Source organism: Paenibacillus sp. LT-B23 (assembly GCF_059417685.1).
Genome location: NZ_JBSQBM010000001.1, coordinates 388,563 through 401,517, shown reverse-complemented (window position 1 = coordinate 401,517; position 12,955 = coordinate 388,563). Strand labels below are relative to the sequence as shown.

Below are 12,955 nucleotides of genomic sequence, written 5' to 3'. Positions count from 1 at the left end.
AAAGCGGCCCTCTATCGTTCAAGGGTCGCTTCAAGAATGATTCAATTATAGAATTTCTACTCTTTTATCTGGTGAATCCTGATTTACGAGACTCCCGCTTCCTCCATAAGGATTGGCTGCTTCAACAGCCGGATACGTGAAATCCGCTTGTTCTCGATTTCTTCTACAACGAACAGACAACCTTCAAATTCTACAGACTGACCCGGCTGTGGCGGGATGACTTCAACATGCGAGTACAGCCAGCCCCCTACTGTATCATAATCCTCATGATCCAGATTCAGTCCAAAGCGATCATTTACTTCATCGATTAACAGCATACCGTCAATGGAAAATTCCTCGTCAGTAATCTGCTCACAACCAGGACGCTCCTGATCGAACTCATCCTGAATTTCACCAACGATCTCTTCCATAATATCCTCCAGCGTTACCATACCCGATGTACCGCCGTATTCATCAATCAGAATCGCAATTTGTGTCTTGCTACGCTGCATACGTTTGAGCAAATCACTAATTTGCGTTGATTCAGGAACGGCAAGAATCGGACGGATCATCGTACGGGTATCCAGTTTGTTCGCCCGCAGAAGATCCTTGATATGGATAAAGCCGATAATATGGTCCTTGTCCTCGGCGCAGATTGGATAACGCGTTCTCATGCTCTCCGTCGCAATCGCGAGATTTTCCTCTGTGGACTCATTGCTGTACAAACAGATCATCTCGGTACGCGGAATCATGATTTCCCTGGCGGTCGTGTCGGTAAAATCAAATATATTATCAACAAGCGCCAATTCCGTATTATCAATTAGTCCGCTCTTATTGCTTTCTTTCATCAGAATGCGTATTTCATCCCCCGTATGCGCGGAATCGTCATATTCGGATACCGGCTCCAGACGGAATAAACGCAGCAGGTTGTTCGCCATGCCATTCAACGCCCATATGAATGGATACATCAGCTTGTAAAACCAAGTCATCAGCATGGCCGAATACAGCGTAATGGTTTCAGCTTTACGAATAGCTATTGTTTTGGGCGCCAATTCACCCAGCACAATATGCAGAATCGTAATCACAATAAATGCAATGACCACGGCAGTACCGTGTACATATACCGGTCCCAGCCCGGCGGCTGTAAACACAGGTTCGATCAAATGTGCAATGGCCGGTTCTCCGATCCACCCAAGTCCCAGCGAAGCCAGTGTAATACCCAACTGGCAGGCAGACAGATAAGCGTCCAAATTGTGTAACATATTCGCGGCATATACGGCTTTTTTGTTGCCCGCCTCTACCAATGTGTCAATACGGCTGCTTCTGACTTTCACCATTGCAAATTCTGCTGATACAAAAAAACCGTTCAATAATACTAATGCAAAAACAATAAATAAGTTAAACATACTCGGTAAAGGGTCACTCAATATGCTCCCCATCAGCCGTCATTACGGCAGACAGGCGCACCTCCTTCGGATAATTTCATCATAGACAGAACGATAACACATCATAAGCAGCGTCAACTTCCCAACACAATCACTCCTTCCGGCTTTCACAAGCCATATTTTCGCATGAATGACGGAGCCATTCATCAGCTTATATTTAATTATATAGTTATACACTACACAGTCAATCCGCAAGGTATGTCAGAAAAATCGGCTAACGCGGTCATTTTGACCGGAAATCGCCATTTTCCGCCTCTTACCACAAGGGAAGCTACTATATTTGAGAAAGAATATAAATAAAATAAATCCCCCGCCGTAAGGCAGAGGATTGGGGGATAAACTATATATATGAAGACATCATCGAACCGGGGACGAGCCCGGATTACCCATGACGCCAGGATATTGGTACAGCAGCGGCTCATCAAAAGTCGCATAGTCCAGATTCACCATCAACAGAATGGTGCGTCTTCCGGTAGACGGATCACTGATAATAATGTGGTCACGACCTGCCGCTTCCAGCATACCTTTGAATATTTTAGCGTTCCACTCCCGGTTATTCTCATACGTCATATAGAAGGTTCCTGTTTTACCCAAGTTCAAGCGTAAAATATTTTCAATATAAGATTGCTCATATTGTGGAGTCTGAGTCTGTACCACTGTGCCAGTCGGTGTCATTGCGCTACCACTATTTACTTGAGGGGGAAAGCCGCTCATGGGCTGCATGGTTCCCATTGGAGCCAACCTAGGCCATTCGGGAAACCCGCCGCCAGCAGGATAAGAGACAGGACGGTAAGCTTGCTGTGAAATCATGTTAATTCCTCCTAAAATGGTTTTAAATCATCCAAACTCATGTTGTTACACATTAATAGACGGCAGGGCAATCCTGTGCAGTTGGACTAAAGAAGCAATGGGCCTTGTAACGGCCGGTGTTAGTCTGGTTATACCAGGTATCCGGACAGTCCCCGGAAGGTCTGAAAAACCACAATGCATTCGAAGCCGGGCGAATCTTTTCCCCATTAATGACACGCCGGGCAAGACGAATGTCACGGTCACGGGCTCTTTGATAAAAGTACCCCTTTTGGGTAGCTTCAAATCCGCCGGGACTTTGAAACACCATGTCATTCATGAGGCGAATTCCCTGAAAATCCAGACAATTGGCCAAAATCCGATTAACACCGACATTGCCGACCATGAGCATTCCCTGCTCCCCTTCTCCTTCGGCCTCTGCTCGCATAAGCCGGGCCAGTGTCCTTACATCCTCTGAGTTGACATTAATAACAGCCAACGTCTTCCCTCCTTACTGCTCAATCATATATCGTATCGTATGGTACAAATGCCTAAGGGGTGACAGCTCCAGCGAAAAAAAGATAAAAAAATAGCCCCGAAATTCGGGACTATTTCTTCAGACAGCTTACGGCTCGTAAATCATTTTACGCGTCATCCCGCCGTTCACTACCAGATTTGTGCCTGTAACAAAGTCGTTGCCGGGTTGGGTCAAATACAGGCACGCCCGCGCGATGTCGGCAGGGGTTCCCACTCGACCAGACGGATGCTGCTGATGGTCTTCGGGACGCAGTTGCCCGTAATCCCCTGTCTCAATCCAACCCGGACTAATACAGTTGACCCGGATGCCATCCTTTCCTAGTGATATGGCCATCGCGTGTGTAAGGGCTGCAATGGCTCCTTTGGACGCTGCATAGGCTTCTGTATCCGGTTCTGACATAAAAGCCCGTGTCGAAGTCATATTGACCACCGAGCCCCCTTCCCGATTGCGCTTCATCACCTTGGCCACTTCTCGTGTTGCAATAAAGCAACTGCGTACATTCGTATTCAAAATGTCATCCCATTCCGCAACCGTTAACTCATATGGAGATTTCCATTTGGACACGCCCGCATTGTTAATCAGCGTGTGAATGGTGCCATATTCCTCTTCCGTGGCACGGATCAGCGCAACAATATCTTCCTCCTTACGCACATCACAGGGAACAAAGATCGCCAGATGTCCTTCATTCCGTGCCGCAGCCGCAACAGCGGCCCCCTCTTCCTCATTGTGATCAGCAAATACGACCTTGGCACCCTTGCCAGCATAGGCCAAAGCGACCTCCCTTCCGATTCCATGTGCCGCTCCTGTTACGATAACAACTTGTCCCTCAAATGACATGGCTTATCCTCCTCTATACATTTCCCTAGTATATATGTACCAAAATGTGCTGCACAAGAAACAAAGACAGCCCCCTGGCCATGTTGTATTGCAGGGGGCTACCCATGAATGAACGGGAGAATAAGCTGCTGTCTACATTTTAACCTGTTCTAAACTATAGCGATTGAGACGCTGGAACCCGATGTACCGTGTACCCTGAAAGGTAAGCCGCCCCTCATCTCCCTCGGCACATTGACCATATTCTTCCCCGCTTACCTTGAACTCCATCCGGTCACCACTCTCCACCTCGAAGGTTACATAATAGAAAGTATAGGTACGAGTCCCTTGTTCCTCCTGCCGCCTCTGTTGGAGATGTGTCCTTCTGGCCGTAATTCGGGAACCGACCGTCAATACAGGCTGCTTTTTATTCCGGCTCCATTCCATGACTTCCTTGCCCGCAGACAGTACGACAATACCCAACACGACTACGAAAAAAACGGGCAGTACCGTACCCAGCCAATCGAACATCCATAATGACTCAAATCCCATGCACTGCACTCCTCTCCGCCAGGCATTCCACAGGGAAACGGCCGGGCATCCTCACATGACCTAAGCTTTCTGTAATAGTATATGTACGTTCCTGCCCAAATTTGATAGCAACCCTTAAGAACGCCAAGAGCCCCCACGGAATGATCCGGGAGGCTCAACATATGGCGATATCAGAATGGCGCATCTGTTTATACATGTACAAGCTGGAGATAACGTTGTGTCTCATCCAGAACTTCATTTTCTTCTGTTTCCGCATAACGCTCTGCACACTGTTTGCAATCCTCTTCAGTCGTGCAACCATAGGCATCCTGGCAAGTGTAACAAAATTGAAGGTAGTATTGAGTTAACATATGATCCTGATTCGTTCTCATGATTATCACTCCTATCGTTGTTTACAGGTTCAGTATAACAGCGACTCATCCGGTAGATTGTGATTTTTTTCACATATTGTCATATAAAATTTAAGTTTTTTAAAAATAAAACGCCCTGTGCCTCTTCCCAGATCTGCATGACCTTTTGAGGACGTGCAAAATGAGGGGAAAAGCACAGGGCAATCACCCTGGTGAAGGTTATAGGATCCTCCAGCTGGCACCGCCATCCGTCGTTTTAAGTAACAGTGATTTCTTGTCATCCAATCGTTCCAGAAGCAGCCAACCTACCGTAGAAGAAGCAAAACGGAGCTTGACCGATCGCGGGTAATCCTTTAGCTTCGATGGCAGCACTTTGCTGCCAGTAAGGGTTGTCCACGTCTTGCCCCCATCCATTGTTCGGCTCATTCCGGCTGGGGTTATGATCCACCCTTCCTTATCATTTAGAAAGGTGCGGCCGGGAATAATGGAGTTTCTTTTACTGCTTAGCCCCAAAGACACATTGTTCCATTGCGTGCCTGTATCAGCAGTAAACAGTCCGCTATATTTTGTGCCGCTATCCAAATAACAGAGAACAGGAATCCAGTATGAGGAACTACTTCCTTTAAGAGACTGCGGAGCTTCGGCTTTTGCTTGAGGACAACCATTCATTTTATTGGCTACTGGAGTCCAGGTCTTCCCTCGATTCGAAGTTTTATAAAGCTTAACACTGCTATCCAGATTAATCGCAACAAAACCCTGCTTGTTGCCATCAAAGCTCATTCCCGCCATGCTGCCCTGATCGGGTAAGCCCGAGCCTGACTCATTGGATGACATGCCAGAACTTTGCGCAACCTTCTTCCATGTGGCTCCTCCGTCAGTGGTATGATACAACAACTTTTGTTGATCCTGCTCATTCAAGTTTGTAGAAGCCATAACCCATCCGTTAGACGGATCTACATACTGGATAGCGCTCACATGTTCCCCGCTCGGGAGCGCTGAAATGTCCCAACTCTGTCCCGCATCAGCAGTTCTGAGGATGACGGTTGCCGTTTTGTCCAGATTTTGACGAACAACCCAGCCGTGCCGGGAATCGGTAAAGCTGATATCCTTCCCATATTCAAGCTTGTCTTGAAATTGAACGTTTTCGGAAGGAGAAATATTATTCCAGGTCTTTCCGCCATCATGCGTATAATAGAGCCGAAGCTCATTACGAGTAACTCCCCAAACGAAACCTTTGGTATCATCAATCAGATGGAAATCAGCTATTCGTGTCTGAACTACATATTTGGCATTGGGATCGCCCACCTTCGGCGTCAATGGTGGATTAATAGTTATCGTTTGTCCCTGGTCATCCGGTTCCTCAACCTGAGGTTTGGTTACGGTTTCTGTGGGTTCGGAAGAACAGCCAGTTAGCAGAATGCCTGTTAGCAGCAATACTCCCCCCAGGAGCGCACGCCAGCGCAGTTTCATATAAAAATCCTCCCTCGATGGCATGCGGTAATCCGTGCCAAAAGCTTATCTGAAACAGAATTATACCATAAACGACCCTAAGTGACACTTTTCGCATGCTCATACCAAAAAGCCAGCCACCCTTAACTACATGCAGGATGCCGGCTTTTTAACATTTATACCTATTAGGATTTACGGTTTAACAAACTTTTGTGATATCCGTAGAAGAAATAAATCAGCAAACCCAGCAGAAGCCACACGATAAATCCAATCCACGTGCTGATATGAAGCTGAAGCATCAAACCGACGCAAACCAGGGCACTCAAAAGCGGGAGCAACGGAACCCAAGGTACGGTAAAGCCTCTTTTCAAATCCGGACGTCTCTTCCGAAGAACGATCACCCCAACCGATACAACGGCAAAAGCGAACAGGGTTCCGATACTCGTCAGGTTCGTCAGTGCATGTAATGGAAAAAATCCACTAGACAATGCAATGATGCTTCCGACCAGCCAGGTACTTCGGATGGGTGTTTGAGTTTTGGGATTGATTTTAGAAAAAAATATCGGTAACAGACCATCACGGGACATCGAAAAGATTAGCCGTGTCTGACCATACAACAGCACAAGTAAAACCGTGGTCATCCCGGCAATCGCACCGACAGAAATCAATCCTGCCGCAAAATCTTGATGAATAAAGCGCAAAGCAAACGCAACAGGATCATTTACCCCCAGTTGCGTATAAGGTACCATTCCAGTAAGTACAACCGAGACCGCTATATACAGTACTGTACAAATCGCAAGAGAGGAAATAATACCGATTGGCATATTCCGTTGCGGATTACGTACCTCCTCTGCTGCCGTTGAAATGGCATCGAAGCCCAAATAAGCAAAAAATACGATTGCCGCAGCACTCAAAACACCGGAAAAACCATAGGGGAGAAACGGTGTCCAATTAGCAGGCTTAACATAAAAAATTCCGATTCCGATAAACAGCAGCACAACTCCGACTTTGACACAAACCATAACGAAATTAAATCGGACCGTTTCCTTGGCTCCGAGACTCAGCAGCAGTGTAATCAACATAATGATACTCACAGCGGGCAGGTCAATAATGGTTCCCTTGGCTGAATCGAAGGCTGCGGTTAGAGCCAGTGGTAAATGTATATCGAAGCCGGCCAGCAAGCCTTGAAAATAAGCAGACCAGCCACTACTCACAGAGGCAGCCGCCACCCCGTATTCCAGAATTAAGTCCCAACCCAGCACCCAGGCCAGAATTTCCCCAAACACAATATAGCTATACGCATAAGCACTGCCGGCAGCGGGAACCGTAGATGAAAGCTCCGCATAACACAAGGCTGCCAGCACGCAGGCAATTCCTGCAATAACAAAGGAGATCATCAGGCCAGGACCCGCATTTTCCGCTGCTGCCTTGCCTGTGATCACAAAAATCCCGGTACCGATGATACATCCTACACCCAGCATAGTCAGATCGAAGGCGCCCATCGTTCTCTTCAAGTGACCCGTCGTTCCGTTTTCCCCATGCGGGAGCATACCTGTCTTTTTTCGAAATAAGTCCATAATCATAATCCTCTTTCCATAATGTCCTACGCCAATATTGCTACTGCAACGCTTTAGTGTGTGTTTCTGTCATTCGATTAATTATTGGCGAGTCCCTGTTTGAAGTCAAGGAGAAATGTCATATTTCTTTGCAGTGGAGGGCACATATACGGTAAACTAAGTTGGAAAGATAAATTTTGTATTATTAAAATTGAAAAGGTATTCAACCCGAGAAGGAGATGAGGATTTTATGAGCTTAAAACCTTACAAACGAAGCAGAGTGGCCATTGTCGGCATGGGAGCGGTCGGTACAACGACCGGTTACACCCTCCTGCTACGCCAACGCATGTCAGAACTTGTCTTTATCGATGTAAACGTCAAAAAGGCGCAGGGGGAAATGCTCGATATGAACCACGGGCTTCCCTTTCTCGGCGGTGTCAAAGTGTGGGCAGGTGATTATGAAGACTGCCGTGATGCGGATATCATCATTGTTACAGCGGGCGCATCACAAAAACCGGGAGAAACACGCATTGATCTGCTCAAGCGTAATGCCGAAATTTTTGAAAGCATTATTGATAATATCGTCAAGGTAAACACACACGGCATTTTGCTGATCGCAACCAATCCAGTGGACATTCTCTCCTACATTTCCTGGAAACGTAGTGGCTGGCCTTCGAGCAGAGTTATCGGTTCGGGAACATTGCTGGACAGCGCACGCTTCCGTTATTTGATTGGTAAGCAAAAGGGCATTGACCCTCGCAGCATCCACGCCCATATTATTGGAGAACATGGCGACTCCGAACTGCCTGTATGGAGCACGGCCAACATCGCAGGAACTCCATTGGAGCTGGGCGAAGAAACGAAAAATGAGATTTTTGAAAGCACCAAAAATGCAGCCTATGAAATTATAGATGCCAAAGGCGCGACTTCTTACGCCATCGGGCTGGCTCTCGACCGGATCGTAGCCGCCATTCTGGGAGACGAAGGGTCGGTACTTAATGTGTCCACCTTGCTGGAAGATTATAACGGAGTGTCTGACGTTTATCTGGGTGTTCCGAGTATCGTAGATCACAACGGGGTACGTGAAATTTTGGATCTTCCACTGAATGACAAGGAACGTCAAGGGCTACACCAATCTGCGGACAAGCTGAAAGATCAAATCAGTAAACTCAACCTGTAGATGAACAAATTGAAATTGTAGACAAAAAGGGCCTCCACAGCGGCGAAAATACCGTTGAGAGGCCCTTTGATTATGTCATATAAGAGTTCAGCTTATCGTAAACAGTTTACTCAGATTACCAAGGCGGCGTATCGCCATCGGCAAATTCGTCTTCTTGCAGGCGTTTCTCTTTCAGACGCTCAGCCACCGTTTCGAACGATTCAGGTTGAAGCAGCTCAATCGGTGAAAAGCCTTTTTCAAACGTAAATGCATCGCCTTCAATGATAAGCGCGTACCTGTCGTGCAGCTTCGTAATATGCAGCTTGGCCCCAAAGTCGGACAGCAGTCCACGTACAGCCGTATCATCCAGCTTGAAGCGAACTTCAATTTCAGGCTTTAGCTCAACAATATGCTGCGCAGCCTCTACGACCTGAAGGGGTTCCCATTTCCCTTGCAAATCCCGTTTTTCACTGGCAGCCCACAGTTCCAGATCACGTTCCTCTTGCTGTCTTTCCTCATTGGAAGCATCCGGCCATTTCGTCTCTACATAGTTCTGGACGAAGCCCATGACATGCTCATTAACGATTTCTGGCATGGATTGCTCGTAGGTCACAAATTTCAGAAAATCCTCAAAATACCGGGCATGCGAGGACTGGTGAATTTTAAGCTCCCATTCATCGTTCATCCCCTCCTCCAGCATGTAAGGATACATGATAGATTTCATATTACGGGCTGAAATGGCCATTTCGACCTCACTGACCAGACTGCTTTCGGTAATACGGGCAATTTTAGGTTCAAAATCACATTTGAGCACAAAAATAAAGGGATCATCGGAGTGTGTATTCAAGGTAGTCTGTACAATGATCAGCGCTCCGCCGCGTACCGCGCTCGTATCCAGATACATCCGCACCAGATCGTCGCAGGCATTTTTAAAATCTTCCTTATCCTCTGCTGCCCGCAGCCGGGCGAACATATTGAAATTGGGATTACTGCTCAGTTCATGCTCCGGTTCGACGATAAAGCGGCCAATTTTGGTCGGTGCCTGCTCTGTGCTCGGATTTTTCTCGACCTTCCGCTTGCTAATGCGGGCAAATTCCCCGTCCAGAAATTTTTTAACATCACTCTCGTCATAATCATAGTCATCCATCGTAGCATAATGCTTGTAGGACTTACCGCCCTGTCCTTCTTTTCCGTCCACCTGAATTACAAAAAAAGATAAAAAGTCCACTTGAAAGTTCATTTGCGTTTCATACGCTCCTTTTCAGGCATGTACGCGTAATTATATCACTATGGATTTAAAACGTACATCCGATTCAAGTCCTCATCGTTAAGATATACATTTAAGTTAACATAATATTTATTATGTAATCTTTTGTGCAAGCTGTCGTATCCGGGGAATCTAAGTAACGCAAAAAACCGATCCTTATTGGAATGGAGGTGTAGCCTGCCATCCGCTAAGGATCGGTTTTTTATGATCTCATCATTATTTCATAATTTCATACCTATGACTCTCTTCCTTCATGCTGTCTTTTCCACAATCGTGCATACAGACCGTTGTCATCCAGCAGTTCATCATGTCGTCCCTGCTCTACAACCCTTCCTTTGTCCAGTACAACGATGCGGTCCGCATTTCGTACTGTTTTGAGCCGATGAGCAATAGCGATAACGGTTCTGCCTTGTACAAGGCGATCAATCGCCTGCTGAATATCCTTTTCATTCTCAGGATCAAGCGAAGACGTAGCCTCATCCAGCAATACGATCGGAGAATCCTTGAGAATGGCTCGTGCGATGGAAATCCGTTGCTTTTCCCCACCTGACAACGTACTGCCGCCCTCACCTACCCACGTGTCATACCCATTCGGCAGCTTGGAGATAAAATCGTGACAGCAAGCTTGACGAGCGGCAGCTTCCAGTGCCAGCGCCATGCGCCAATCCAAAAAGGATAAGCCGATCAACGCCAGAAGCGGCATCGTCACCGCCCCGATCATTTGCGGAACCAAATGGGAAATCCCATGCTCCACCATCGTGAAATCACCCATCATCATATTCGCCAAATCACCCGGATCACGCTTGTTTAGAAAACCGAGTGACAGCTTGCGCAAATGCTCAGCCAAACGCGATCTCCCGGTTACAGAAGCGTCATAGGCTCCCCGGTACTGGGAACGATAAGGCGGAACTTCACACAGATACAGCAGGATCAACGATATTAGCAGCCCTCCACTTATCCACCACAAGCCAGCCGATTGGAGCGAAGCTCCCGGATGAATGAAAGGCTCGAAAATAAGACGAGCCGCCCCTACCAGCAACGCAAATGGAATCAGCCCCGCAACATTAGCCACAGTTGTGTACAATACCGGCTTTAACAGTACCCGCGGATTACCCGCCGTTATATTTTGCAGCATACTCATCGTTTAGCCGCCTCCTCTCCTGGTGCCCCAATCTGCCATTGTCCGGCATCTGTATACGCTTGCCACAAGCGGGCATACAGACCATCTGCACGAAGTAGCTCTCTATGCTGTCCCCGCTCAGCAATATGGCCTTCCTGAAGCACCAGAATTTGATCTGCATGCTGAATAGTGGACAACCGGTGTGCGATTACGATCACCGTCTTGTTCTTCATCAGCTCCTTCAAGGCTAGCTGCATCTCGTATTCATTTTCAGGGTCAGCAAATGCCGTGGCTTCATCCAGCACCAGAATGGGTGCATTTTTGAGAATAGCGCGTGCTACCGCAAGCCGCTGCTCTTCGCCACCCGACAGATATACTCCGCCTTCCCCGATGAGCGTATCATAGCCATTCGGCAGCTTACAGATGAACTCATGGCACTGCGCTGCCTTTGCCGCTACGATAACCTGCTCCATGGAAGCCCTCGTATCGCCTACTGCAATATTGTTGAACACCGAGTCAAAGAACAGAAAGGTTTCCTGAAATACAAAAGCGACCATATCCATCAGGTTGGACGTACTCATCTGTCGGATATCCGCGCCACCAATACGGATCGCCCCCTCCTGCACGTCCCAAAAGCGTGGCACCAGATTAGCGATCGTGGATTTCCCGGAGCCGGAAGGTCCGACTAATGCTGTCATTTCCCCCTGTCTTGCGGTAAAAGAAATATCGAACAATACGCGAATCGGTTGAGTTTCCCCGCCGTCTTGAGGCTCCTTAACCTCTTCCGTGCTGCCATAGGAAAAGGAAACCTGCTCAAACTGCACATCGTAGGTAGTCGGCTTCTGCGGATGTGCAGGCTCCTGCATTTCAGGCTCGTTAAAAATACGGTCGATCCGATCAACACCTTCATTAATATCACGCATGGACGACATGAGATGCATAATTTTAAACATCGGAGCCGAAACTCCGGGAGCCATCACCAGGAAAAACAGCAGCACCGAGGCAAAAGCAACATTCCCCGGATTACCACTCAGCAGATAAACGCCCACAGGCAGGACAAAAGCGGCAAATGAGCTAATAATCACCTTAAATACGAGAAAGCCGGTTTGGAATTGGTCGGTGAATTTTACACAATACTCGCGGTAATGCACCATATCGGAGTAAAACTTACGGAACGAATGCACCGTCTGCCCAAATACCTTAATCGCAGGCATACCCCGTACATATTGCACAGCCGATCCGTTCAGACGCTCCAGTGAATTGTAATATTCTCTGACATTATCCCGCGTTTTGGAACCACCTATCAACGTCATCTGGACAGTAAAAGCGAGCAAAATGGGCACAACACAAGCAAGTGCCAGCCAAACGTTCAAGCTAAACATAGCGACAATCATCACCGCCGCCGTCACGATGACCTGCACCAGATCCGGTAGTTGGTGAGCGACAAATGTCTCTACTTTTTCCACGTTCTGCTCCAGTGTCTTTTTGACAGCACCCGTGGAAGTACCATTGAGCCAGCCTAACGGTAGCTTGCCGATATGCGCTGACAGCTTGACTCGCAGACCTTATAAAATACGGAAGGCTGCAATATGAGAGATAAGCCCACCGATGTACATCGTAATGAGGCTGGCCAATAAACCTGCGAGCGCGATCAGCCCCCATCGAATCATAAACGGCCCGTCTGCTGTTGTTGGTTGTGCAGCATGTTCGAGTAGTTCCTTGAGCACAAAATACACAGATGCATAGGGCACCAGCATCAGAATGGCGCTTAAACCGGAAAATAGCGCAGAAAAGGTTAATAACCCGCGCTTTTCCCCGGCGATTTGCAATAATCGGGCAATACCCGCCTTTTGTTGCATGAATCATTTCTCCTTTCAAATCACGGCAGTTGCAGTACGCTTGAGCTTGAGCCTAGTTCTATTGTACGGCTCTCATCCTGCT

11 protein-coding genes and 1 pseudogene are annotated in these 12,955 nt (G+C 47.5%); 1 reads left to right on the top strand and 11 read right to left on the bottom strand.

Annotation, left to right across the window (positions count from 1 at the left end):
• Positions 1–83: 83 nt before the first annotated feature.
• The 8 genes from ACWXW9_RS01815 to bcaP all read right to left on the bottom strand — a co-directional run bounded on the left by ACWXW9_RS01815 (position 84) and on the right by bcaP (position 7,489).
• Complete coding sequence (locus ACWXW9_RS01815) at positions 84–1,385, bottom strand: hemolysin family protein (RefSeq protein WP_494928006.1); 1,302 nt, start codon at positions 1,383–1,385, stop codon at positions 84–86.
• A gap of 396 nt (positions 1,386–1,781) precedes the next feature.
• Complete coding sequence (gene gerQ, locus ACWXW9_RS01810; RefSeq protein WP_494928005.1) at positions 1,782–2,234, bottom strand: spore coat protein GerQ; 453 nt, start codon at positions 2,232–2,234, stop codon at positions 1,782–1,784.
• A 52-nt stretch (positions 2,235–2,286) separates the two neighbouring features.
• Positions 2,287–2,709, bottom strand: coding sequence for a cell wall hydrolase (locus tag ACWXW9_RS01805; protein ID WP_044647384.1), 423 nt, complete (start codon positions 2,707–2,709; stop codon positions 2,287–2,289).
• Positions 2,710–2,835: 126 nt separating this feature from the next.
• On the bottom strand, positions 2,836–3,585 hold the full coding sequence (locus tag ACWXW9_RS01800) for an SDR family NAD(P)-dependent oxidoreductase (protein ID WP_494928004.1): 750 nt from the start codon (positions 3,583–3,585) through the stop codon (positions 2,836–2,838).
• A 132-nt stretch (positions 3,586–3,717) separates the two neighbouring features.
• A complete protein-coding gene (locus tag ACWXW9_RS01795; protein ID WP_137063236.1) occupies positions 3,718–4,113 on the bottom strand; it encodes a DUF2500 domain-containing protein in 396 nt (131 codons plus the stop codon).
• Positions 4,114–4,301: 188 nt separating this feature from the next.
• Positions 4,302–4,484, bottom strand: a complete 183-nt coding sequence (locus tag ACWXW9_RS01790; protein WP_025684293.1) for a hypothetical protein — start codon at positions 4,482–4,484, stop codon at positions 4,302–4,304.
• Positions 4,485–4,682: 198 nt separating this feature from the next.
• Positions 4,683–5,933, bottom strand: coding sequence for a YCF48-related protein (locus ACWXW9_RS01785; RefSeq protein WP_494928003.1), 1,251 nt, complete (start codon positions 5,931–5,933; stop codon positions 4,683–4,685).
• Between the two features lie 164 nt (positions 5,934–6,097).
• Positions 6,098–7,489 (bottom strand): branched-chain amino acid transporter BcaP, encoded by a 1,392-nt coding sequence (bcaP, locus tag ACWXW9_RS01780; RefSeq protein WP_494928002.1) that lies wholly within the window; start codon positions 7,487–7,489, stop codon positions 6,098–6,100.
• 229 nt (positions 7,490–7,718) lie between these two features.
• Here bcaP and ACWXW9_RS01775 point away from each other — a divergent pair, with 229 nt between their 5' ends.
• Positions 7,719–8,648 (top strand): L-lactate dehydrogenase, encoded by a 930-nt coding sequence (locus ACWXW9_RS01775; protein WP_137063240.1) that lies wholly within the window; start codon positions 7,719–7,721, stop codon positions 8,646–8,648.
• Between the two features lie 115 nt (positions 8,649–8,763).
• Here ACWXW9_RS01775 and ACWXW9_RS01770 read toward each other — a convergent pair whose 3' ends face one another.
• From ACWXW9_RS01770 to ACWXW9_RS01760, 3 genes and pseudogenes are all read right to left on the bottom strand, one after another.
• Positions 8,764–9,867: a DUF3900 domain-containing protein gene (locus ACWXW9_RS01770; RefSeq protein ID WP_494928001.1), complete on the bottom strand. Its 1,104-nt coding sequence runs from the start codon at positions 9,865–9,867 to the stop codon at positions 8,764–8,766.
• 262 nt (positions 9,868–10,129) lie between these two features.
• Positions 10,130–11,035: an ATP-binding cassette domain-containing protein gene (locus tag ACWXW9_RS01765; RefSeq protein ID WP_494928000.1), complete on the bottom strand. Its 906-nt coding sequence runs from the start codon at positions 11,033–11,035 to the stop codon at positions 10,130–10,132.
• Positions 11,004–12,873: pseudogene (locus tag ACWXW9_RS01760) on the bottom strand (ABC transporter ATP-binding protein). Before ACWXW9_RS01760 ends, ACWXW9_RS01765 begins: the two are co-directional and overlap by 32 nt.
• Positions 12,874–12,955 lie beyond the last annotated feature (82 nt).

Excerpts from the sequence above, each read along its gene's own strand:
- ACWXW9_RS01815 (WP_494928006.1), bottom strand. The coding sequence starts at position 1,385 with ATGTTTAACTTATTTATTGTTTTTGCATTAGTATTATTGAACGGTTTT.
- ACWXW9_RS01770 (WP_494928001.1), bottom strand. The coding sequence starts at position 9,867 with ATGAACTTTCAAGTGGACTTTTTATCTTTTTTTGTAATTCAGGTGGAC.
- ACWXW9_RS01785 (WP_494928003.1), bottom strand. The coding sequence starts at position 5,933 with ATGAAACTGCGCTGGCGTGCGCTCCTGGGGGGAGTATTGCTGCTAACA.
- bcaP (WP_494928002.1), bottom strand. The coding sequence starts at position 7,489 with ATGGACTTATTTCGAAAAAAGACAGGTATGCTCCCGCATGGGGAAAAC.
- ACWXW9_RS01775 (WP_137063240.1), top strand. The coding sequence starts at position 7,719 with ATGAGCTTAAAACCTTACAAACGAAGCAGAGTGGCCATTGTCGGCATG.
- ACWXW9_RS01765 (WP_494928000.1), bottom strand. The coding sequence starts at position 11,035 with ATGAGTATGCTGCAAAATATAACGGCGGGTAATCCGCGGGTACTGTTA.
- ACWXW9_RS01800 (WP_494928004.1), bottom strand. The coding sequence starts at position 3,585 with ATGTCATTTGAGGGACAAGTTGTTATCGTAACAGGAGCGGCACATGGA.
- gerQ (WP_494928005.1), bottom strand. The coding sequence starts at position 2,234 with ATGATTTCACAGCAAGCTTACCGTCCTGTCTCTTATCCTGCTGGCGGC.
- ACWXW9_RS01790 (WP_025684293.1), bottom strand. The coding sequence starts at position 4,484 with ATGAGAACGAATCAGGATCATATGTTAACTCAATACTACCTTCAATTT.
- ACWXW9_RS01795 (WP_137063236.1), bottom strand. The coding sequence starts at position 4,113 with ATGGGATTTGAGTCATTATGGATGTTCGATTGGCTGGGTACGGTACTG.